The sequence below is a fragment of the Streptomyces sp. NPDC043853 genome (genome assembly GCF_056436025.1).
The window spans coordinates 608,105-629,418 of sequence record NZ_JBWKDJ010000002.1 but is presented as its reverse complement, the minus strand read 5'-3'; the positions used below and the strand labels follow the sequence as shown (position 1 = coordinate 629,418).

Genomic DNA, 21,314 nt, shown 5'->3' with positions numbered 1-21,314 from the left:
AAGGTTCCGAACGGGATTCCGGCTGCGTTCCTACCGTCATGGCATGACACCGGAAACGCAGCCCACGCCCATGACTCCGCCCACGACTCCGCCCACGACTCCGCCCGCGACTTCGCACTCGATCCCGCCCACGCCGCAGTCCTCCATGCAGCCCTCCCCGGGGCGAACCGCGACAGCGACGGCATCCCGGGACACCCCCGGCTCCTCCGCCCCGGGCGCGGGCGGTCCCGGCAGCGGCCCCGGCCGCACGGCCGCCTCGGACAGCCGGTTCCGCAGCCGCCGGATCCGCCGGCGTCGCCGTCGGCACCTGCCCATCGACCACGACGCGTTGCGCCGCCGTGCCGAAGCCCTGCTGACCGGCCCCCCGGCCGCGATCCCGCCTCCGCCCCCGTCCCCGTCCCCGTCCCCGTCTCCGCAGATCACCCGAGCGGCTCCGGCCGCCGCCCCGGCTCCGGTCGCCGATCCGGCACCGGCGGCCGGGCCGGCACCGGACGGGCTGAGCCCGGCTGCCGCGCGGCGGCTCGCGGTGCGGGAGCGGCTGCCGCTGTGGCTGCAGGCCAGGTGCGGGCTGGAGCCGCGCTCGCTCGCCGCCGTGACGGTCGTGCTCGTGGCCGGACTCGGTTTCGCGGCGCAGCAGTACTGGTCGGCCCGTCCGGAGCCGGTGACCGCCACGGTGACCGCTCCGGTCCCGGTGGCCGCCCGGACACCCCTGGCCTCCGCTTCGGCCGGTCCCCGGGTGGTCGTCGACGTAGGAGGGAAGGTCCGCGCACCGGGAGTGCTGCGACTTCCGGCCGGCTCGCGGGTGGCGGACGCCCTGGCTGCCGCCGGGGGAGTACGGCCGGGCACGGACACCAGCGGACTGAACCGCGCCCGGGTCCTGGTCGACGGCGAGCAGGTGCTCGTCGGCGCCCCCGCCTCGCCGGGCCCGCCGGTCTCCCCGTCCGGCAGCGAGGTCCCGGGCGCTCCGCTCAGCCTCGGCACGGCCACCGTCGACCAGCTCGACGGGCTGCCGGGAGTCGGTCCGGTGCTCGCCCGGCACATCGTCGACTTCCGCACCGTGCGCGGCGGCTTCCGCTCCGTCGAGGACCTGCGCCAGGTCAACGGAATCGGGGAGCGCCGGTTCGCGGACCTGCGGACCCTGGTGCGGCCGTGAACGGCCCCACCACATCCCCCGGCACGGCCGGACAGGACTCCGGGAGTCCCGGTCGCGCCGGCTGCGGTGGCGGGGACCCTCGCAGCGAGGCGCCTGAGGAGCGCCGTCCGCTCGATCTGCGGCTCGCCGTCATGGCCGCGGCAGCGTGGGCAGCCGCAGCGGTCGCGCTGGGTGTCCCGGGGCAGTGGACGGCCGTCGGGGCCGGGCTGGCGAGCGGCGCGGCCGGGGCGTTGTTACTGGCCGGGCGGCGGCGGGCAGGACCCCGTCCGACGGGACCGCGACCGGTGGCGGGATCAGGGCCGGTGGCGGGACGGGGGCCGGCCGGGTCACGGTGGGCCGTGCCCACGGCGGTGGGTACGGCCGTGGCCGCCGCGCTCCTCGGGGCGGCTGCCGGGGCGGGCGCGGCCGGCCTGGCCAGGGCGGAGGCGCGGACCGGTCCGGTGCCCGGTCTGGCCGGCGCGTACGCGCGGGTCGAGGCGCAGCTGACCGTTGCCGCCGACCCCCGCCGGAGCAGAGCGGGGCCGCCCGGGGTCGTACTGGACGCCGTACTGACCGAGGTGATCGGCCCGGACGGGCACGGCAGCCGAGTGCGGACTCCGGTCGTGGTGCTCGCCCGGCACGAGGGGTGGGCCCGGCTGCTGCCGTCCACACGGGTCGTGGTGTCCGGGCGGCTCGCGCCGGCCGACGGTGCGGGGCCGGCCGTGGCCGTGCTCCGGGTGCCGGGCGACAGCCCGCCCCGTCCGGTCGGCGGCCCGGACACCGCGCAGCGGTTCGCGGGTGCGCTGCGGTCAGGGCTGCGGGAGGCCACCGAGGGGCTGCCCGCGGACGCCCGGGCGCTGTTGCCCGGACTGGTCGTCGGGGACACCTCGCGGGTGTCGGCCGACCTCCACGACGCGTTCCGCGCCACCGACCTGCTGCACCTGCTCGCCGTGTCCGGCTCCAACCTCACCGTCGTCCTGTTCCTGCTGATCGGACCGGCCGGCAGCGCCCAGCACGCCGAGCGGCGCGGTCTGGCGCCCCGGATCGGCCTCTCCCTGCGGGGCACCGCCCTGGCCGGGGCGGCGCTGACCCTCGCGTTCGTCGTGGTCTGCCGGCCCGAGCCGAGTGTCCTGCGGGCCGCGGCCTGCGGGGCCGTCACCCTGCTGGCGATCGGCACCGGCAGGCGCAGGTCCCTGATCCCCGCGCTCGCCGCGGCCGTGCTGCTCCTCCTGCTCTACGACCCGTGGCTGGCCCGGAGCCCCGGGTTCCTGCTGTCGGTCCTGGCCACCGGGGCCCTGCTGACACTGGCCCCGCGCTGGAGCGCGGCCCTGCAGCGGCGCGGGCTGCGGCCCCGGTTCGCGGAGGCGGTCGCGGCGGCCGCCGCCGCGCAGGCGGTGTGCGGGCCGGTGGTGGCGGTGCTCTCCGAGCGGGTCAGCCTGGTCGCCGTACCGTGCAACCTGCTCGCGGAGCCGGCCGCGGGCCCGGCCACGGTGCTCGGGTTCGCCACGCTGGCCGTGGCGCCGGTGTGGATGCCGGCCGCGGAAGTCCTGGCCCGCTGTGCCGGGCTGCCCGCCGGATGGATCGCCGGGGTGGCGAGGACCGGTGCCGCCCTGCCCGGCGCGGAGTCGGCCCTGCCGGGCGGCTGGGCGGGCGGGCTGCTGGTGGCCGCCGCCACCGTGACGGCCGTCCTGTTCGCGGGGCGCGTCCTGCGGGCCCGGTGGATGTGCGCCGCCGTGGCCCTGGTCCTGCTCGTGGCGGTGCTCCGGCCGCCCCCGCTGATCCGGACGCTGACCGGGTGGCCGCCGCCGGGCTGGCGTTACGTCCAGTGCGCAGTCGGGCAGGGCGACCTCGGCGTCCTGGCCGTGGGGCCGGACTCGGCGGTCGTGGTGGACGCCGGACCGGACCCCGCCCCCGCGGACCGTTGCCTGCACGCCCTCGGTGTGAAACGCGTCCCACTCCTGCTGCTGACGCACTTCCACGCGGACCACGTCGGCGGCCTGCGAGGGGTGTTGCGGGGGCGGTCCGTGGGGCTGATCCAGACCACCGTCCTGGAGGAGCCACCGGCCCGGGCCCGGTGGGTCCGGCAGATCGCGGGGACCGCGCGGATCCCCGTCCTGCCGGCCCTGGCGGGGGAGCGGCGGAGGGCCGGGCCGGTGGACTGGCAGGTGCTCTGGCCCCCGGCGGCCGGAGCCGCCCCGGACGGCCCCAACGACGCCAGTGTGGCCCTGCTGGTCCGCACCGAGGGCCTGACCCTGCTCCTGCTGGGCGACCTCGAACCACCCTCCCAGCGGGCCTTGCTGACGAACCATCCGGGGCTCGGGCGGGTCGACGTGCTCAAGGTCGCCCACCACGGCTCCGCCCACCAGGACCCGGCCCTCCACGAGCGGGTCCGGCCGCGGATCGCACTGGTCCCCGTCGGGGAGGAGAACCGCTACGGGCATCCGTCGCCGCACACCCTGGACCGGCTGGCGGAGACCGGGGCGGCGGTCCTGCGGACCGACACCGACGGCTCCGTGGCCGTCACCGGTTCCGGACCGGGAGCACGGGCGTTCCCGGCGGGGCGCAGGCGCCCGCACCGGGCGCGGCGGAGGCGCGCCGGGCCGAAAGCGTTCTGTTTGCCCGCGCCCCTCCGTCATGATCGAATGCGTCTTCGCAAGCGGGGAGTACGTTTACACAGCACGGGGGTGCATCACCATGTTCGCTCGCCGACGGGGGTCGGAGACGGCGGGAAACGCCAGTCGGTCCACATCCGCGACACTGACCCTGCCGCCCGCGGCGGGTCTCCTGTCCTGCCGTGTCCTCGACACGGTGCACCAGCCGGTACGGCAGGCCCGGTTCGAGGTCACGGACCCGATCGGCCGCCGGATCGTCACCGGCGAGACCGATCCGTACGGCGGTTTCACCGCGCTCGTCCCGGAGGGCGAGTACCGGATGTCCGTGACCGCCGAGGGCTACGCGGCCTTCCACGGCGCGACCCTGGTCGGCGGCGGGGCCCAGCCGGGAGTTGCGGAGATCGTCCTGGAGCCCGTGGAGCCGCCGCTGCTGCCGCAGCCGGGGCACTGGGAGCTCGATCCGGGTCACTCCTCCATCGCCTTCACGGCCCGTCACATCGGGTTCGCCCGGATCCGCGGCCGGTTCAACACGCTCGCGGGAGCGGTCCGGATAGCCGAGCGCATGGAGGACTCCTCCATGCACGTGATCATCGATGCGGCGAGCATCGACACCGGTGTGCGGCTGCGCGACGACCACCTGCGTTCGGCGGACTTCCTGGACGCGGCCCGCTACCCGACGGTCGAGTTCTACAGCGAGCGGTTCATCCACCGCAGCGGCAGCAAGTGGGCCGTCGCCGGAGCCCTCACCCTGCACGGCACCAGCCGCTCGGTCACCCTGGACACCCAGTACCTGGGCCTGGGAACGGGCCTGGAGGGCGAGACCCGCGCGGCCTGCCGGGCCACCGCGGAACTGCACCGCGAGGACTTCGCCATCGACTGGCAGTCGATCCTTGCCCAGGGCGTCGCGGCGATCGGGTCGAGCATCGAGGTCGAACTGGACGTGCAGATCGTCCGCAAGGCCTGACACGTCTCCCTCGGGGGCTCTTCTCCGGTGCACCGGCCCGTTCCCGGCTCATGCCGGGGGCGGGCCGTCGGCGTTTTCCGGGAGCGAGGCAACGGTCGGGGAGGCTCGTGGACTCCGAAGAGTAGGAGGTGGAGAGCATGGGGGGTCGCAAGCAGGCGATGGACGAAGAGTTCCATGCCTTTATGACGAGCAGGTGGCCGCGGCTGATGCGGACGGCGTACCTGCTGACCGGAGAGCAGCACGCGGCGGAGGACCTGGTCCAGTCGTCCATGGAGAAGGTGTACGCGTCGTGGCGCCGGGTCCGCCAGGCGGACGATCCGGACGCGTACGTACGGCGGGTGGTGACCAACACGCACGCGCGGCGGTTCCGGCGGCGACTCAGAGAGGATCTGGCGCCACCGGGCGAGGGCGGGCCGGTGCGGGAACTGATCGACCGGCCCGTCCCGGGCGACCGGATGGCACAGGCCGACGACCGCGCCGCGCTGCTGCGCGGACTGGCCGAACTGCCGCTGCGGCAGCGACAGGCGGTGGTGCTGCGGTACTGGGAGGACCTGAGCGAGACACAGTCGGCCGAGGCCATGGGCTGCTCGGTGGGCACGGTGAAGAGCAACGCGGCCAAGGGGATCGCCAAGCTGCGGGCCATACGCACGCTGGTGGCGGTGGTCGACCGATGAGCGGGGGAGACGGGAGCCCGATGGAGACGACGACCGGTGCGCACGACGAGGTGGCCGCGCGGCTGGCCCTGGCCGCGGATGGTGTGGCGGTGGGACCCGCCCCGGTGGATGCGGTGATGCGGGGCGGCCGCCGGCGCCGCACCCGGAGATCGGTGCTGACGGGCGCGCTGGCCTTGGCGGTGCTTGTCCCGTTGGGCGGTGTGGTGGTGTCGACGGTGAAGGAGGACCCGTCCGACCGGGTGGTCCAGACGCCGACACAGACGCGCGAGCCGAAACCGTACGACGGCGACGAGACCGTCTCGACGGACCTGGGCACGCTCGAGATGGACGGCAAGGTCTTCCGCGCGAAGGCCGTGGTGTCGCGCAAACCGCCGAGCTACCTCGACCGGCCGGAAAATCCTGCCTCGTGGTACGGGCCGGTCGGACCCGGTCCGTGGCCGTGGACCTACGTCGACTTCGACGGGCCGAGCGACGAACCGGAGATCTTCTCCTTCTTCCCCTTCGACGACGAAGGACAGATGATCAAAGTCCGGACCAGTCCCACCGCGTTCAAGGGCCCTGACGGGTACTTCAAGGGGTCGCACGTACTGACGACGGGGCAGGTAGCACCGGAGGTGCAGCGCGTGGTGATCACATGGAAGGACGGGTCTACCAGCGAGCCGAAGCTGCACTCCGTCGCACGGTCCGACCGCCGGATTATGATCGCCTTGTCGAAGCCGTTCCTGCTTCCCGACCGGGTGGACGGGTACGACGCCGGCGGGAGGAAGTTGACTTGGCCGGACGGGGTCGGCACACGCTGAATCGGGCCCACCGAGTCGGCGGCCGACCGGTGAGAGAGAGGCCTACGGGGCCTCCAGCCAGCCCTCGTGTTCGTCGGCGAGGGCGTCCAGGGCCTGCGGGTCGTAGCGGCCGTCCGGGTCCTCGACCACGACCAGCCACTGGGCGTCCTCGGCGTCGTCCTCGCCGGCCAGCGCGTCCCGCACCAACTGCGGTTCCTCGGCGAGGCCGAAGCGGTCGGTGAGCTCGTCGGCCACTTCCTCGGCGGCGTCGCGGTCGGGCAGGACCAGTACATGTCGCAGGTTCACGGCACCATTCTCGGGCACGCGGGGGAGTGTCGGTCCGCCGTGGGATGCTGGAGCCGATGGCCACCAGGAAGAACCCCACCGATGATCCGCTCGCCCCGCTCACCCTCGCGGTGGGGCAGGAGGAGCTGCTGCTCGACCGTGCCGTACGGGAGGTCGTGACCGCGGCCCGTGCCGCGGACCCCGATACCGATGTACGCGATCTGACCCCGGACCAGCTGCAGCCCGGCACGCTCGCCGAGCTGACCAGTCCGTCGCTCTTCGCGGAGCGCAAGGTCGTGGTCGTCCGCAACGCGCAGGACCTGTCCGCGGACACGATCAAGGACGTGAAGGCGTACCTCGGCGCACCGGCCGAGGAGATCATCCTCGTGCTGCTGCACGCCGGCGCGGCCAAGGGCAAGGCCCTGCTGGACGCGGCCCGCAAGGCGGGTGCGCGGGAGGTGGCCTGCCCGAAGATGACGAAGGCGGGCGACCGCCTGGCGTTCGTCCGGGGCGAGTTCCGTACGCTCGGCCGCTCGGCCACCCCGGAGGCGTGCCAGACGCTCGTCGACGCGATCGGCAGCGACCTGCGCGAGCTGGCGAGCGCCGCCGCGCAGCTCTGCGCGGACGTCGAGGGCACCATCGACGAGGCCGTCGTCGGCCGCTACTACACCGGGCGCGCCGAGGCCTCCAGCTTCGAGGTCGCCGACCGGGCGGTCGAGGGCCGGGCCGCCGAAGCGCTGGAGGCGCTGCGCTGGTCGCTGGGCACCGGTGTCGCCCCCGTGCTGATCACCAGCGCACTGGCCCAGGCGGTCCGCGCCATCGGCAAACTGGCCTCCGCCCCGCGCGGGGCGCGCCCCGGCGACCTCGCCCGGGACCTAGGCATGCCCCCCTGGAAGATCGACCGGGTCCGCCAGCAGATGCGCGGCTGGTCGGCGGACGGCGTCTCCGACGCCCTGCGCGCGATCGCCGAGGCCGACGCGGGCGTCAAGGGCGCCGGCCTGGACCCCGAGTACGCCCTGGAGAAGGCGGTGGTGGCCGTCGCCCGCGCCGCCCGCCCCCGCCGTGCCGCGTCCTGACCCAAGACTCCGGCCCGTCGGCAGAGGCGCCCTCCCGCGCCCAAAGTGCCTCCGGTCGTCGCAGCCTGGTGCCAGGGGCTGGAGGACGCGGCGGGCGTGGTGGACGTGGTGGGCGGTACGAACGCTGCGGAAGTGGTGGGCGGCCCGAAGGTGGCGGAGGTGTCCGCGGGCAGGTTCTCGGCCAGGGTCCCGCTCTGCAACGGCGTCACCCTGCGACACGGCCCTGTGTCGGTGGGTGCGGCATTGGCTCCGCCGGTCAGGGCGGACTGCGGTGCGAGCAAGGCGGACGATTCCTCCGGCGACCAGACCGTCGGCGAAGGATCGGCAGCACCTCGTTTTCCCACTGATCGGTTGATCGGATGCCGTTCCAGGCGGAATCGCCGTCCGTCGTGGGGGGGCGAAGAGACGTCGGCCGTCGGGGGTGCGGTCGTCTCCTGGGGCGGCACCGTGTCGCCGGCAACGGCATCGGTGCCCCGCGCCCGCGCGCCGACCGCCCCGCACCAGCCCCTGATGCATGACGAAGGCCCCGGCCGCCGCCCTGGGGAGGGCGGAGGCCGGGGCCTTCGTTACATCCGGTGCGCCGCACCCGCGTGGCGAACGCAGGCCGCGTGCGGCGCTGGGTGCCGGTCAGGAGCGGATGAGAGGGCCCGCTGGGTCCCTTCCGGCGATCACATCGAAGTGCTCAGGCTCAGAGAGCGGCAACCTTGGAGGCCAGCGCCGACTTCTTGTTGGCGGCGGCGTTCTTGTGGATGACACCCTTGGAGACAGCCTTGTCCAGCTTCCGCGACGCGGCACGGGCGGCAGCGGTGGCCTTCTCGGCGTCACCGGCGGCGACGGCCTCGTTGGCCTTGCGGATGAAGGTACGGAGCTCGGACTTGACCGACTTGTTGCGCAGGCGCGCCTTCTCGTTGGTCTTGTTCCGCTTGATCTGGGACTTGATGTTCGCCACGAAAGAGCCTTTTCAGGTTCAGAGTTTGATCTTCGGATTGCGTCCGACTAGCTGAGAGGGCATGTCAGACACAGCTGGCCACGTTACCAGGAGCCCATTGGACGGCCCAAACCGAGCACACTGGCGCAGGCATGGGACGATGGTGGCCTGCGTAACGTTCCGACCTAAGACCCGAGAATCAGGACACTGCGTGCCCGCCATCCCCAGCCACGTGCCCGAGCCGAGCCGTACCGACCCGGCGCTGATCCGCAATTTCTGCATCATCGCGCACATCGACCACGGCAAGTCGACCCTCGCCGACCGGATGCTCCAGCTCACCGGCGTCGTCGACCAGCGGCAGATGCGCGCCCAGTACCTCGACCGTATGGACATCGAGCGTGAGCGCGGCATCACGATCAAGTCGCAGGCGGTCCGTCTGCCCTGGGCGCCCACCGCGGGCGAGGGCCAGGGCAAGACCCACATCCTGAACATGATCGACACCCCCGGGCACGTCGACTTCACCTACGAGGTCTCCCGGTCCCTCGCCGCGTGCGAGGGCACCATCCTCCTGGTGGACGCGGCCCAGGGCATCGAGGCCCAGACCCTCGCCAACCTGTACCTGGCGATGGAGAACGACCTCGCGATCGTCCCGGTCCTCAACAAGATCGACCTGCCGGCGGCCCAGCCGGAGAAGTTCGCCGAGGAGCTGGCGAACCTGGTCGGCTGCGACCCGGACGACGTCCTGCGGGTCTCGGCGAAGACGGGTCTCGGCGTGGACGCGCTGCTCGACCGCGTGGTCGAGACCGTCCCGGCCCCGGTCGGCGTCAAGGACGCCCCCGCCCGGGCGATGATCTTCGACTCGGTCTACGACTCGTACCGCGGTGTGGTCACGTACGTCCGTGTGGTCGACGGCACGCTCAGCAAGCGCGAGCGCATCCGGATGATGTCCACCGGCGCCACGCACGAGCTGCTGGAGATCGGCACCAACTCGCCCGAGATGCTGCCGGCCGACGGCCTCTCCGTGGGTGAGGTGGGCTACCTGATCACCGGAGTGAAGGACGTCCGCCAGTCCAAGGTCGGCGACACCATCACCCAGCAGGTGGGTGGCGCCACCGAGTCCCTCGGCGGCTACAAGGACCCGAAGCCGATGGTCTTCTCGGGCCTGTACCCGCTCGACGGCTCGGACTACCCGGAGCTGCGCGAGGCCCTGGACAAGCTCCAGCTCAACGACGCCGCGCTCGTCTACGAGCCGGAGACCTCGGCGGCGCTCGGCTTCGGCTTCCGCGTCGGCTTCCTCGGCCTGCTCCACCTGGACGTGGTCCGCGAGCGCCTGGAGCGCGAGTTCGGCCTCGACCTGATCGCCACCGCGCCCAACGTGGTCTACCGCGTGGTCCTGGAGGACAAGAGCGAGATCACGGTCACCAACCCGAGCGAGTTCCCCGAGGGCAAGATCTCCGAGGTGTACGAGCCGGTCGTGCGCGCCACGGTCCTCGCGCCCACCGAGTTCATCGGCTCGATCATGGAGCTGTGCCAGAACCGGCGCGGCACCCTGCTCGGCATGGACTACCTCTCCGAGGACCGGGTCGAGATCCGCTACACCCTCCCGCTCGCCGAGATCGTCTTCGACTTCTTCGACCAGCTGAAGTCCAAGACCCGCGGCTACGCCTCCCTCGACTACGAGCCCACCGGCGAGCAGGTCTCCAGCCTGGTCAAGGTGGACATCCTGCTGCACGGCGACAAGGTCGACGCGTTCTCCGCGATCACCCACAAGGACGCCGCCTACGCCTACGGCGTGCGCCTGGTCGCCAAGCTGCGCGAGCTCATCCCGCGGCAGGCGTTCGAGGTGCCCGTCCAGGCCGCCATCGGCTCCCGCGTCATCGCCCGCGAGACCATCCGCGCCATCCGCAAGGACGTCCTCGCCAAGTGCTACGGCGGTGACATCTCCCGTAAGCGGAAGCTGCTGGAGAAGCAGAAGGAAGGCAAGAAGCGGATGAAGATGGTCGGTTCCGTGGAGGTCCCGCAGGAGGCCTTCATCGCGGTGCTGTCCAGCGACGAGTCCGCCGCCAAGAAGAAGTAGCCGCCGGGCGGAGGGTCCTCACAGGTCCCCCGCGGGTCGGCCACCGACTCGTCACCGCTCATCCGGAATTGGCCCCCGTGCTCCGGCGCGGGGGCTTCTTTCGTTATGAATCGGCCGCCCGCGGGCCCTTACGCGTCGAGCGGGTGGCCCCTACCCTGATCACTGGTTACTCGCCAGTTACACAAGCCCTGCCGCGTGGTCCGGAGGATGTTCGTGAGCGACACAAAGACGATGATCGAGAACCGCCCGCCCTCCGTGGCGGCCCTCTTCCTTGAGCGCGTCGCAGCGACCCCCGACACCGAGGCGTACCGCTATCCGGTCCCCTCGGCCGCCGGCCGGGGTCCCGACGACTGGAAGTCGCTCACCTGGGGCGAGGCCGCGGAGCGGGTCTTCGCCATCGCCGCCGGCCTGATCGAGCTCGGCGTCGGCCCCGAGGAGCGGGTCGCGCTCGCCTCGGGCACCCGGGTCGAGTGGATCCTCTCCGACCTCGGCGTGATGTGCGCGGGCGGCGCGGTCACCACCGTCTACCCCAGCACCAACGCCGACGAGTCGGCCTTCATCCTCTCCGACTCCGACAGCCGGGTGCTGATCGCCGAGGACGCCGCCCAGCTGGCCAAGGCCCGTGAGCGCCGCGCCGACCTGCCCGCGCTGCACCACGTGGTGGTGATGGAGGCCGCCGACGCCATCCCCGCCGAGGGCGACCCGGACGGCTGGGTGGTGTCCCTCGCCGACCTGGAGAAGCGCGGCAGGCAGTACCTCGCCAAGCACCCGTCGGTGGTCAAGGAGCGCGTCTCGGCCATCACCGCCGACCAGCTCGCCACCCTGATCTACACCTCCGGCACGACCGGCCGTCCCAAGGGCGTGCGGCTGCCGCACGACAACTGGTCGTACATGGCCAAGGCCATGGTGGCCACCGGCCTGATCGGCAAGGACGACGTCCAGTACCTGTGGCTGCCGCTCGCGCACGTCTTCGGCAAGGTGCTCACGTCCGGTCAGATCGAGGTCGGCCACGTCACCGCCGTGGACGGCCGGATCGACAAGATCATCGAGAACCTGCCGGTGGTCCAGCCGACCTACATGGCCTCCGTCCCGCGCATCTTCGAGAAGGTCTACAACGGGGTCGCGGCCAAGGCCCGCGCCGCCGGCGGCGCCAAGTACAAGATCTTCCAGTGGGCGGCCGGGGTGGCCCGCGACTACGCCAAGGTCAGCCAGGACAACTTCCACCGCACCGGCAAGGCCGGCGCGCCCTTCCCGCTCTCCTTCAAGCACAAGATCGCCGACCGGCTCGTCTACGCCAAGATCCGCGACGCCTTCGGCGGCAACCTGCGCGCCTGCGTCTCCGGGGCCTCCGGCCTCTCCCCGGAGATCGGCTACTTCTTCTCCGGCGCCGGCATCCACATCCTGGAGGGCTACGGCCTCACCGAGTCCAGCGCCGCCTCCTTCGTCAACCCCGGCGAGGCGTACCGCACCGGCACGGTCGGCAAGCCGCTCCCCGGCACCGAGGTCCGCATCGCCGACGACGGCGAGATCCTGCTGCGCGGCCCCGGCATCATGGAGGGCTACCACAACCAGCCGGAGAAGACCGCCGAGGTCCTGGAGTCCGACGGCTGGCTGCACACCGGCGACATCGGCGAGCTCTCCGCCGACGGCTACCTGCGCATCACCGACCGCAAGAAGGACCTGATCAAGACCTCCGGCGGCAAGTACGTCGCGCCGACGGAGATCGAGAGCCAGTTCAAGGCGATCTGCCCGTACGTCTCCAACCTCGTGGTGCACGGCGCCGACCGGAACTACTGCACCGCCCTCATCGCCCTGGACGAGCCGTCCCTCCTCGGCTGGGCCGCCGAGAACGGCCTGGAGGGCAAGTCCTACGCCGAGGTCGTCGCGGCCCCCGAGACCAACCGCCTCGTCGAGACCTACGTCCAGACCCTCAACGAGGGCCTGCAGCGCTGGCAGACCATCAAGAAGTTCCGCATCCTGCCGCGCGACCTCGACGTCGAGCACGGCGACCTCACGCCCAGCCTCAAGCTGAAGCGCCCGGCCGTCGAGCGTGAGTTCAAGCACCTGATCGACGAGATGTACGAGGGCACCCGCGAGGCCTGAGACCCCGGGGAACGCCGGGCTCTTCCAGGGCCCGGCGTTCGAGGGGCGGATAGGCCTGATGAGCTGTCACAGCCGGACATAGGATGCGGTTTTCGCCCTGCCCGTCGGCTGTTCGAACAGCGAGGTAAATGTGTCCGTCCCCGCCGCCGTCCCCGAGGACCTGGCCCGAGTCCGGCAGATCTTCCGCTACCTCGCAGAGGCCGGAGAGACCCGGGCCAAACCCGTACGGAACCTCGACGGCGCGCGGCACCTCCTCTGGTTCAGCGAGCTCCCGGAGCGGTTCGAGTCCTTTCTCGTCGAGCACGTCGTCGGCGATGGACAGCTGTGGTTGTCGGCCCGCCGCCCCCACCGGGAGGAAGCGCCCGTCCCGGCCCGGCTCCTGGCCCCGTGGCTCAACCCCTCCGAGATCCGCGCCTCCGACCGTACCGAGGCCCCTGCCCTCGCCGCCGAGGCCGGACTCCCGGTGTCCACCGTCCAGCCCGGCGGCGGCACGCGCACCGAGACGACCACCGTCACCCTGGAGGAGTTCCACCGACGCGAGGAGCTCCTGGCCGCACACCGCGACTGGTCCGCCCGCTGGCTCCGCTGGGCCGAACACGACCGTGCGGTGAAGCCCGCCGCCCGCGCCTACGACCGGCTCTACCGCATCCACGAGGACGTCACCGACCTCGGCGAGAGCTACGAACTCGTCGTCGGACTCGGCTATCTCACCTGGACCTCCGGAGGCGAGGCGGTCCGCCGCCACCTCGTCACCTGCCGCGCCGTCATCGCCCTCGACCGCGAGACGGGCACCATCACCGTCGGACCCGACCCCGAGCACGGTGCCCCCGCCCTCGAAGAGTCCATGCTGGACGCCGAGCAGAAGGCCCGCGCAGCCACCCGGGAGAGCATCCGGCAGGACCTCGATGCGGCCGACACCACCGACCCGGAGCAGCTGGGCGCCCTCCACCGGGCCCTCGGCACCTGGGTCATCGCCGCCCACGAGGCGGGACGCTACGAGCCCACCGCAGTACGCCACAGCGCCGCGGCCGGCGGCTCCGGGCCGGTCGTCAGCTTCGCGCCGGCCCTGATCCTCCGCGAACGCACCCGGCGCAGCATGCTCGAAGCCCTCCAGGGCATCGCCGCCCGCATCGAACAGGGCGCCGAACCCACCCCGCTCCTCCGGGCCATCGCCGGAGCCGGAGGCTCCGCTCCGCTCGACCCCGGCCATGGCACCGACCCCGACGGGACGGCCGGCCGCGCTGCACCGCAGGAGCTCTACTTCGCCCTGCCCTCCAACGACGAACAGCGGACCATCGCGGAGCGGCTCCGCGACCGGGACCTCGTCGTCGTCCAGGGACCGCCCGGCACCGGCAAGACCCACACCATCGCCAACCTGGTCACCGACCTGCTCGCGCACGGCCGCCGGGTCCTGATCACCAGCCACACCGCCCGCGCCCTCAAGGTGCTCAAGGACAAGCTGCCCGAATCCGTAAGAGAGCTGTGCGTCAGCCGTACCGACGACGTCACCGCCCAGCAGGAACTGGAGCAGTCGATCAAGGCGATCCTGCACCGCCAGGGCGAGTTCTCTCCGCGCCAGTACACCCGCAGCATTCAGGGGCACGAGGAGCGGCTGCGCGCCGCCCGCTCGGCGCAGGCGACGGCCCTGAAGACCCTGCGCGCCCTGCGTGAGCAGGAGACCCATCGGCACGGCGCCGACATCGGCGACTACCAGGGCACACTGGCGCAGATCGCGCGCCGGCTCAACGAGGAGCGGCCGCGGTACGACTGGATCGGCACCGTGCCCACCGAGCGGCCCGTCGTCGGACGGGATCTGCTCACCGCGCTGCGGGCGGCGTCGCTCGCCTTCACCGGCCGGCACCGCGATCTGGCCGCGTCCGTCGGCGCCCGGCTGCCCGAACCCGCGACGCTGCTCTCCGGCGAGGAGTTCGCTCTCGCCGTGGCCGCCGTACGGGCCGCCGAGGCGGACCTCGCCCTGCTCCGTGAGGATCCGCTCGCCTCCCGCCTCGACGACGCCGTCTCCGGCCTCACCGCGGACGCCCAGCAGCGGCTGGCATCCGCACTGGACACCTTCTCCGCCTCCGTCGCCACCACGGCCGGCGAGCCCGGCCCGTGGGTCGCCGCCCTCCGCGAGGAGGCCCTGGCCGGCCGTGACCTGGCACTGCGCGACCGGCACGGCCGTGCGGCCGCCGCACTGGCGGAAGCCGAATCGGCCATGACGGCGCTCGGAGCGGCGCTGGTCAGCGGGCTGGACCGGTACGACCTGCCGGGTGCCCTCGGCCTGGCCACCGCTCTGCGGGACGGCCTGTCCGCGGGAGAGAAACTCCGCGGTCCCCTGGGCCTGAAGACCCGGCTCCGCAAGGCCGTGGGTGACTTCCCCGAGACCGTACGCGTGGACGGCCAGGCGCTCGGTACCCCGGACGCGGCCGCCACCGTCCTCCACCGGATCCGGCTGGAACGCAACCTCCAGGACGCCGAGAACGAGCACAGCAGCACCGGTGCCGAGCCCTGGCAGCCGCCCGCCGCACGCCTCACCCGCCTGCGTCAGGACGCCGCTGCGCTCACCGCCCTCACCGCGCTGGCCGGCCACCGGGCCGCGGTCGTCGAGGCCGCCGCCGGGACACCCGGTCTCGCAGGCACCTTCTGGCAGGACGAGCAGGTCCGGGCCACCGTACGCAACCTGTTGCGGGCGCGTGAGACCAACCGGGCCGCCCAGGTCCCGCGCGAGCAGCTCGCCGGAACCGCCGAAGCCCTGCGTGCCGCGGCCCACCGCCGGGGCGCGGCAGCCGCGGTGGGCCGGGCCCTCGAGGCCGCGGAGGCGCGGGACACGGCCGCGTACGTCGAGGCCGTCGGTGACGTGGACGAACTCCGCGAGGCCCTCGGGCGCAAGCGGGCCTGCGACGAGGCCTATCAGGCGGTCGCCGGGGAACTCCCGGATCTCGCCGGCGAACTGGAGGGCGACCCGGAGGCCGCCCACTGGGACACCCGGCTGGCCGACTACGAAGCGGCCTGGGCCTGGTCGGCCTGGGACGCCCGCATGCGCGAACTCACCGATCCGGCGGCGGAGGCCAAGGAGCTCGCCCGGCTGGCCCAGGCCGACGCCGACATCCGGATCAGCCTGGAGCGGCTGGCCGCGGACAAGGCGTGGTTCGGCTGCCTGTCCCGGCTCACCGACGACCAGGCGGTGGCCCTCACCTCGTACCAGCAGAACGTCAAGCGGCTCGGCAAGGGCACCGGCAAGTACGCGGCCATGTACCGGCGGCAGGCCCGGGAGAGCCTCCAGGCCAGCCAGTCGGCCGTACCCGCCTGGATCATGCCGCTGCACCAGGTCACCGACACCGTCCCGATGGACGTCGCGGGCCGTTTCGACGTGGTCATCATCGATGAGGCCAGCCAGTCGGGGCCGGAAGCGCTGCTGCTGGCCTGGCTCGGCGCGAAGATCATCGTGGTGGGTGACGACAAGCAGGTCAGCCCCGCCAACGTCGGTATCGACCACGACGAGCTCTTCGTCCTCCAGCGGCGCATGCTCAGCGGGCTTCCCGACTTCCGCCGCAACCTGTTCACCCCGACCGCCAGCTTCTTCGACATCGCGACCGGACTCGCCGGAGGCCGGGGGCGGCTGATGCTCCGTGAGCACTTCCGCTGCATGCCGGAGATCATTGGGTTCTCCAACGAACTCTGCTACGGCGGACTGCTCCAGCCCCTGAGGCAGTACGGCGCCGACCGACTGCCCCCGCTGAAGTCGGTCCACGTGGCCTCCGGGTACGTGGAGGGCACCGGGCAGAGGCAGGTCAACCGGGCCGAGGCCGAGAGGCTGGTCGACGCGGTCGTCCGGTGTGCCGAGGACCCCGCGTACGCGGGCAGGACCATGGGCGTCATCACCCTGCTCGGCGCGGGCCAGAAGTTCCTGATCGAGGACCTGCTCACCGATCGCCTGCCGCTCGACGAACGGCAGCGGCGCCGGCTCCGGGTCGGCAACGCCGAGGAGTTCCAGGGGGATGAGCGCGACATCGTGTTCATCAGCGCGGTGGCCTCGCTGGAGGGGCCGGACGGGCCGCGCCGGGTCGGCCCGTACAGCAGTGCGCTGTACCAGCAGCACATCAACGTGGCCGCTTCGCGGGCCCGTGACCAGGTGTGGCTCTTCCACAGCTTCGGCCCGACCGATCTGGGCGAGACCGACCTGCGGCGGGCGTACCTGGACTGGTTCTCGCGGCCGGCCGAGGAACTGGACGGACTGGGCCTCGGCGAGGTCTCGCCGGACGAGCCGCACGACGCGTTCGACAGCCTCTTCGAGCAGCGGGTCTTCCTGGCGCTGCGGGGACGGGGCTACCGGGTCCGGCCGCAGTACCCGGCCGGCCGCTACCGCATCGACCTGGTGGTCGAGGGAGGCACCCGGCGGCTCGCGGTGGAGTGCGACGGCGACGCCTACCACACGGAGGAGAACGCGGACGCGGACGCCGCGCGACAGCGCGAGCTGGAGCGGGTGGGCTGGACGTTCGTCCGGATCCGCGGCAGCCGGTTCTTCCTCGACCCGGCGAAGGCGCTCGAGCCGCTGTGGGCGGAGCTGGACCGGCTGTGCATAGAGCGGGCCACCGCCCTGACGCCGCGGTCCGCGGCTGTCGGCGCGACCTCCGCCGCGATGTCCGTGCAGGCCCAGGCTCCGGTCCCGGCGCAGGCCCCGGCCGAGGCCCCGATGGCCGGCGCGGCCGTCCCCGCCCCGGCCGTCCCCACGCAGGCCGGGGGCTCTGCCCAGGTCGTCCCTGCCCCGGCGGGGGGCTCTGCCGAGGCCGGGCAGCCGGACCCGACCGCGACTCCTGGCCCCGATGCCCCGTGTCCGTCTCCGGCCCCGCCCCCGGCGGCCGCCGCGGGTGCGCCCCGGATCCCGGCTCCGGTTCGGTCGCCGGAGTCCCCGGCCGCCGACCGGGTCGGTGCCCGGGGTGACGGCCCGGCTTCGGCCGCCGGCTGGAGCGTGGATCCCGAAGGATTCCGCACCGTTGCCTGGCTGCACCGGGACGACGTCAACACCGCGCAGCACGCCTTCGGCATGAGCCGGTCGGTCCCGCACCCCGAGGACCCGGCCGGCCAGGCCCGGTTCCTAGCACACTCCGGCCGGTCGGGGGAGGACCTGGTCGAGTTGGTCCGCGGGGGGAAGCCGCTGATCGCGCTCACCCGGCACGAGGTGCAGGGTGCGATCCGGGCCGGCATCGGCCGTACCTCTGTGCCGGTGCTGGTCGACGGCGTGCAGATCGCCCTCGTCCGGTACCACGACACCTGGTCGGAGGAGGCCCGGAGGCACGGGGGCACCACCCAGCTGATGCGCCCGGCCACGACGCCGCGCCCCGCCGTGCCCGCACGGACTCGGCCGCAGCCGCAGCCGCAGCCGGAGCCGCAGCCGCAGCCGCAGCCACAGCCGGAGCCGAGCGCTGGACGGGACCGGCGGGTTCGGGTCGACCGGCTCTCGGTGGCCGCGTTCCGCCGCGTCTCGCAGGAGCTGGACCGGATCCGCGACGAGCTGGAGAAGCCCGCGCCCGAGGTCGTCGCCGTCGACGGCTCCTCTTGGCGCGCGCAGCAGGCCGGACGTGAGCAGCGGCACAAGCTGCTCAACGACCGCAAGGAGTTCCTCCGGGCGGTCCTCGACCGGGCCGAGATCGATCCGGCCTCCGGTGGTGGTCTCGTCACCCCCGGCTGCCTGGTCGGCCTCGAGGACGCGGACGAGCAGGACGGGGTCACCATGTACGAGATCGCCCTGAGCCCCGGCCCGGACAGCACGGCCGAACGGCTCAGCCCGTACACGCCCCTGGGCAAGGCGGTCATGTGGCACGAGGTCGGCGACACCGTGACCTGCACCACGGAGGCCGGAACACGGCAGCGGGTGATCATCCGCTGCGTCGAGGACTGACGCGGTCCGGCGGGCGTGCGCGGTGACGGACAATGGACCCATGCCTTCCGCACTGCCCGATGGTGAGACCGTGCCCGAGGACGGGTCGCTGCCGTCGCATGCCCTGCAGGGCGCGGCGGCGCGGCCGCTCGGGTTCTACCTGCACGTCCCGTACTGCGCCACCCGCTGCGGGTACTGCGACTTCAACACCTACACCGCCACCGAGCTGCGCGGCACCGGCGGGGTGCTGGCCTCCCGGGACAACTACGCCGACACCCTGACCGACGAGGTCCGGCTGGCCCGCAAGGTGCTCGGGGACGACCCGCGCGAGGTGCGGACCGTGTTCGTCGGCGGCGGCACGCCGACCCTGCTGGCCGCCGGGGACCTGGTGCGGATGCTCGGCGCGATCCGCGAGGAGTTCGGGCTGGCGGCGGACGCCGAGGTGACCACCGAGGCCAATCCGGAGTCCGTCACCCCGGAGTACCTGGCCGAGCTGCGGGCCGGCGGGTTCAACCGGATCTCCTTCGGCATGCAGAGTGCCCGGCAGCACGTGCTGAAGGTGCTCGACCGCACCCACACCCCCGGGCGGCCGGAGGCGTGCGTGGCCGAGGCGCGGGCGGCGGGCTTCGAGCACGTCAACCTGGATCTGATCTACGGCACCCCGGGCGAGTCCGACGACGACTGGCGGGCCTCGCTGGACGCGGCGATCGGGGCGGGCCCCGACCACGTCTCGGCGTACGCGCTGATCGTCGAGGAGGGCACCCAGCTGGCCCGCCGGATCCGGCGCGGCGAGGTGCCGATGACCGACGACGACGTGCACGCCGACCGCTACCTGATCGCGGACGAGACCCTCGCCGCGGCCGGCTACGGCTGGTACGAGGTGTCCAACTGGGCCACCACGGAGGCGGGCCGCTGCCTGCACAACGAGCTGTACTGGCGCGGGGCCGACTGGTGGGGCGCGGGCCCCGGCGCGCACTCGCACGTGGGCGGGGTCCGGTGGTGGAACGTGAAGCACCCCGGCGCGTACGCGGCGGCGCTGGCGGAGGGCCGGTCGCCCGGTGCCGGGCGCGAGGTCCTGTCCGAGGAAGACCGCCGGGTGGAGCGGATCCTGCTGGAGCTGCGGCTGCTGGAGGGCGTCCCGCTGTCCCTGCTGGCCCCGGCCGGCCTCGCGGCCTCCCGCCGCGCGCTGGCCGACGGGCTGCTGGAGCCCGCCCCGTACGAGGCCGGCCGCGCCGTCCTCACCCTGCGGGGGCGGCTGCTGGCCGATGCGGTCGTGCGCGACCTCGTGGACTGATCCCTCGCCGGAGTGAATCCCCGCGGATCCGGCTTGCACTGCCTACCCTGTCCCTAGGCTGCCGTGGACGGTACGCGGCGGATGTGGAGGACCACGGAGATGACCGCTGTGGACGAGCGTGGGATGGCGAAGTTCTTCGACCAGTTCGAGGCTCCCGAGGGCGTCAAGGTCGAGCTCCTCCGGGGGGAAATCGTGATGATGGCCATACCCGATCTGGTGCACAACCTGATCGTGGAAGGGGTGCAGGACCAGATTCCGCGCAAGCGGTGGGCACGGCTGCAGACCCAGGACATCGACATCGTCGACGAGGCCAGCGAACCCGTCCCCGACTTGGTGGTCCTGGAGCGCGAGGCCCGCCCGGACTCGGGCCGCCTCCTTCCCTCCCAGCTCATCACCCTCGTGGTGGAGGTCGTGTCCAAGACCAGTGTCGACAGGGACTACGGCGTCAAGCGCTCGATCTACGCAGCGGGCAAGGTGCCCGCCTACCTGATCATCGACCCCATCGTGGCGCACTGCGTCCTGCTCACCCGTCCCGTCGGGAAGGGCGACGAAGCCGACTACAGGACGCAGCAGATCACGAAGTTCGGCGAGGCGCTCTGGCTGGACCTCCTCGGCACCGAGCTGGACACCAGCGAGTTCGGCACCTATCCGGGCGTCAGGCCGCACCACCGACCGTAACGAAGTCGATCAGCTCCTCCACCCGCCCCAGCAGCGTCGGCTCCAGATCCCGGTAGGACCCCACCCGGGACAGGACGTGCTGCCAGGCCGCGCCCGTGTTCGGAGGCCAGCCCAGGGCCCGGCACACGCCCGTCTTCCAGTCCTGCCCCGGCGGGACCACCGGCCAGGCCGCGATGCCCACGGCGGACGGCTTCACCGCCTGCCAGACGTCCACGTACGGGTGGCCCACCACCAGGACGCCCGGGACCGCGGAGACCTGTGCGGCCAGGCGGGACTCCTTCGAGCCCGGCACCAGGTGGTCCACCAGGACACCCAGCCGGGCGTCCGGCCCGGGGCCGAACTCGGCGACGATCGCCGGCAGGTCGTCCACCCCGGACAGGTACTCCACGACCACGCCCTCGATGCGCAGGTCGTCGCCCCACACCTTCTCCACCAGCTCCGCGTCGTGGCGGCCCTCCACGTAGATCCGGCCGGCCCGGGCCACCCGCGCCCGGGCGCCGGGGACCGCCACCGACCCCGAGGCCGTACGGGCCGGAGGCGCCGGTGCGCGCGAGGGCCGGACCAGCGTCACCACCGCCCCCTCCAGCAGGAACCCGCGCGGCTCCAGCGGGAACACCCGCCGCTTGCCGAAACGGTCCTCCAGCATGACCGTGCCGGCCTCGCAGCCCACCACCGCCCCGCAGAAGTCCGTGCCCGCCACCTCGACCACCAGATCGGGCTCGGCCGCCACCTCCGGCACCGGCTTCGGGCGCTTCCACGCGGGGGTCAGGTCGGGGGAGTACTCACGCATCCGGCCGAGGGTAGGGGCAACCGCCCGGAGATCAAGCCGACACG

13 protein-coding genes and 1 pseudogene are annotated in these 21,314 nt (G+C 73.0%); 11 read left to right on the top strand and 3 right to left on the bottom strand.

Translation table 11 applies throughout. From position 1 onward, the window contains the following. Positions 1-43: 43 nt before the first annotated feature. The 5 genes and pseudogenes from AC067U_RS08105 to AC067U_RS08085 all read left to right on the top strand — a co-directional run bounded on the left by AC067U_RS08105 (position 44) and on the right by AC067U_RS08085 (position 6,182). Positions 44-1,153: a ComEA family DNA-binding protein gene (locus tag AC067U_RS08105; RefSeq protein WP_478828795.1), complete on the top strand. Its 1,110-nt coding sequence runs from the start codon at positions 44-46 to the stop codon at positions 1,151-1,153. Beyond that, a pseudogene (locus AC067U_RS08100) lies at positions 1,150-3,693 on the top strand (ComEC/Rec2 family competence protein); the annotation flags it as partial. The gene AC067U_RS08105 and the pseudogene AC067U_RS08100, both read left to right, overlap by 4 nt. 133 nt (positions 3,694-3,826) lie before the next feature. Continuing rightward, positions 3,827-4,708: a YceI family protein gene (locus AC067U_RS08095; protein ID WP_478828794.1), complete on the top strand. Its 882-nt coding sequence runs from the start codon at positions 3,827-3,829 to the stop codon at positions 4,706-4,708. Positions 4,709-4,845: 137 nt separating this feature from the next. Next, on the top strand, positions 4,846-5,382 hold the full coding sequence (locus AC067U_RS08090; protein WP_478828793.1) for a SigE family RNA polymerase sigma factor: 537 nt from the start codon (positions 4,846-4,848) through the stop codon (positions 5,380-5,382). A 20-nt stretch (positions 5,383-5,402) separates the two neighbouring features. Beyond that, entirely contained in the window at positions 5,403-6,182 is a 780-nt protein-coding gene (locus tag AC067U_RS08085; protein ID WP_478828792.1) for a hypothetical protein, read from the top strand. A 42-nt stretch (positions 6,183-6,224) separates the two neighbouring features. Here the strand turns inward: AC067U_RS08085 and AC067U_RS08080 are convergent, their stop codons facing one another. After that, on the bottom strand, positions 6,225-6,467 hold the full coding sequence (locus tag AC067U_RS08080; RefSeq protein WP_478828791.1) for a hypothetical protein: 243 nt from the start codon (positions 6,465-6,467) through the stop codon (positions 6,225-6,227). A gap of 56 nt (positions 6,468-6,523) precedes the next feature. On the opposite strand from AC067U_RS08080, the gene holA reads away from it, so the two are divergent. Continuing rightward, entirely contained in the window at positions 6,524-7,522 is a 999-nt protein-coding gene (holA, locus tag AC067U_RS08075) for a DNA polymerase III subunit delta (RefSeq protein WP_478828790.1), read from the top strand. Positions 7,523-8,210: 688 nt separating this feature from the next. Here the strand turns inward: holA and rpsT are convergent. After that, positions 8,211-8,471 carry a 30S ribosomal protein S20 gene (gene rpsT, locus AC067U_RS08070; RefSeq protein ID WP_365107784.1) on the bottom strand — a complete coding sequence of 87 codons (261 nt, stop codon included), beginning with the start codon at positions 8,469-8,471 and terminating at the stop codon, positions 8,211-8,213. Between the two features lie 190 nt (positions 8,472-8,661). On the opposite strand from rpsT, the gene lepA reads away from it, so the two are divergent. The 5 genes from lepA to AC067U_RS08045 all read left to right on the top strand — a co-directional run bounded on the left by lepA (position 8,662) and on the right by AC067U_RS08045 (position 20,480). Beyond that, positions 8,662-10,527 carry a translation elongation factor 4 gene (gene lepA / locus AC067U_RS08065; RefSeq protein ID WP_478828789.1) on the top strand — a complete coding sequence of 622 codons (1,866 nt, stop codon included), beginning with the start codon at positions 8,662-8,664 and terminating at the stop codon, positions 10,525-10,527. A gap of 213 nt (positions 10,528-10,740) precedes the next feature. Beyond that, positions 10,741-12,630: an AMP-dependent synthetase/ligase gene (locus AC067U_RS08060; protein ID WP_478828788.1), complete on the top strand. Its 1,890-nt coding sequence runs from the start codon at positions 10,741-10,743 to the stop codon at positions 12,628-12,630. 130 nt (positions 12,631-12,760) lie between these two features. Beyond that, positions 12,761-18,529 (top strand): AAA domain-containing protein, encoded by a 5,769-nt coding sequence (locus AC067U_RS08055; protein WP_478828787.1) that lies wholly within the window; start codon positions 12,761-12,763, stop codon positions 18,527-18,529. Positions 18,530-18,569: 40 nt separating this feature from the next. Further along, positions 18,570-19,802 carry a radical SAM family heme chaperone HemW gene (gene hemW, locus AC067U_RS08050; RefSeq protein ID WP_478828786.1) on the top strand — a complete coding sequence of 411 codons (1,233 nt, stop codon included), beginning with the start codon at positions 18,570-18,572 and terminating at the stop codon, positions 19,800-19,802. Between the two features lie 99 nt (positions 19,803-19,901). Next, the gene (locus tag AC067U_RS08045) at positions 19,902-20,480 is read left to right on the top strand and encodes a Uma2 family endonuclease (RefSeq protein ID WP_478828785.1); all 579 of its coding nucleotides are present in this window, start codon (positions 19,902-19,904) and stop codon (positions 20,478-20,480) included. Here the strand turns inward: AC067U_RS08045 and AC067U_RS08040 are convergent. Beyond that, positions 20,458-21,270: a DUF3097 domain-containing protein gene (locus AC067U_RS08040; RefSeq protein WP_478828784.1), complete on the bottom strand. Its 813-nt coding sequence runs from the start codon at positions 21,268-21,270 to the stop codon at positions 20,458-20,460. The genes AC067U_RS08045 and AC067U_RS08040 overlap by 23 nt on opposite strands. Between the last annotated feature and the right edge of the window lie 44 nt (positions 21,271-21,314).